Origin of the sequence: Microbulbifer okhotskensis, from assembly GCF_023895975.1 — a bacterium.
Lineage (GTDB): Bacteria > Pseudomonadota > Gammaproteobacteria > Pseudomonadales > Cellvibrionaceae > Microbulbifer > Microbulbifer okhotskensis.
The window spans coordinates 1-1,049 of record NZ_JALBWM010000303.1 but is presented as its reverse complement, the minus strand read 5'-3'; the positions used below and the strand labels follow the sequence as shown (position 1 = coordinate 1,049).

Genomic DNA, 1,049 nt, shown 5'->3' with positions numbered 1-1,049 from the left:
TGCAGCGACAATTCCGGCTCTTCCTCATGGGGCATAAAGTCAGTGATTTTTACGGGGTTGCCTTTACCGCGATGGGTATTGGCATAGAGGGTGGCCAGTAATGCCGCGGATCTTTCAGTGCGCATCCCCGGATGCAGGGAACCGCGCTTCTTGCGGTAGAGTGCCCAGCGCTGAACCTCTTCATAGCTGAGCCGGTACTGGGCTTCGGCGATGGTGCAACCGCCGATGCCATTGAGCACCAGCTCGTGCCAGAGTTCGTCTAGCTCGCTGAGCTGGGTGGCTTTCCCAGGTTGTTGACCGCGCCGATTTCCAAAAGCAGGGCTTGGGTAAGATCCGCATTCAGCGGGCCGCGACCCGGATCGGCCTCGCCGGTGATATCCGCCGGAGTAAATACCGGCTTACCTTCGGCATCCAAAACACAAGCCGCAATACGCCCGGCAATTACATCGCCCTCACCGCGCAGTGCCGCCACATCATTGACCGCGCTATAGTAGGAAAGGCGGCGTATATGGACAGTTGCCGTGAACTCGTCTTTGCCCTGCTTCCAAGTAATGCTGCGCTCAACCGGAGCCCCAGAGAAAGCGCCCTGCTCTTGCAGGGACTCAATAGATAATTCCATGACCTACCCCTTAGGCTATAACTTTTTTAGTCCAGGCTGAGCCGCCACTGCGCTGGATCGACATTTCACCAGTGACCAAGGTGTTCTGCTGGAAATCAAACGGGAAGTCGGCCACATAGCCTTCGAAGGTGAACCAAGTGCGAGCGGACGGTAGAGTCCATTCTTTGGTTGTCACAGTGGGCGCATCGGTGCCATCACTCCAACCCACTGCCCATTTAATATTGTCCACCGTGTCATCCTGGGACAGTTCATGCAGGCGCTTATGTACTGCATTTTGTGGGTCTATCTTGAGCCCCACCGACGCCTGCCCCGGTGTGCGCAGGCCCCGTTTGAACTTTTTATCCAGGTCTTCCAGGGAGGTATCATCGATCTGATCCGCTGGATTGCCGCCGGGGTTAAAAGAATTCACCCCAGTCACTTTCTGTACAGA

3 protein-coding genes are annotated in these 1,049 nt (G+C 56.1%); all 3 read right to left on the bottom strand.

Annotation, left to right across the window (positions count from 1 at the left end; translation table 11 throughout):
• The coding region (locus MO867_RS22205; RefSeq protein ID WP_252473229.1) for a phage tail assembly protein T at positions 1-239 on the bottom strand (239 nt) is incomplete at its 3' end.
• A gap of 20 nt (positions 240-259) precedes the next feature.
• Positions 260-619, bottom strand: a complete 360-nt coding sequence (locus MO867_RS22200; RefSeq protein ID WP_252473227.1) for a phage tail assembly chaperone family protein, TAC — start codon at positions 617-619, stop codon at positions 260-262.
• A 10-nt stretch (positions 620-629) separates the two neighbouring features.
• The coding region (locus MO867_RS22195; protein WP_252473225.1) for a phage tail tube protein at positions 630-1,049 on the bottom strand (420 nt) is incomplete at its 5' end.

Coding starts and splice junctions, on each gene's coding strand:
- MO867_RS22200 (WP_252473227.1), bottom strand. CDS start 619: ATGGAATTATCTATTGAGTCCCTGCAAGAGCAGGGCGCTTTCTCTGGG.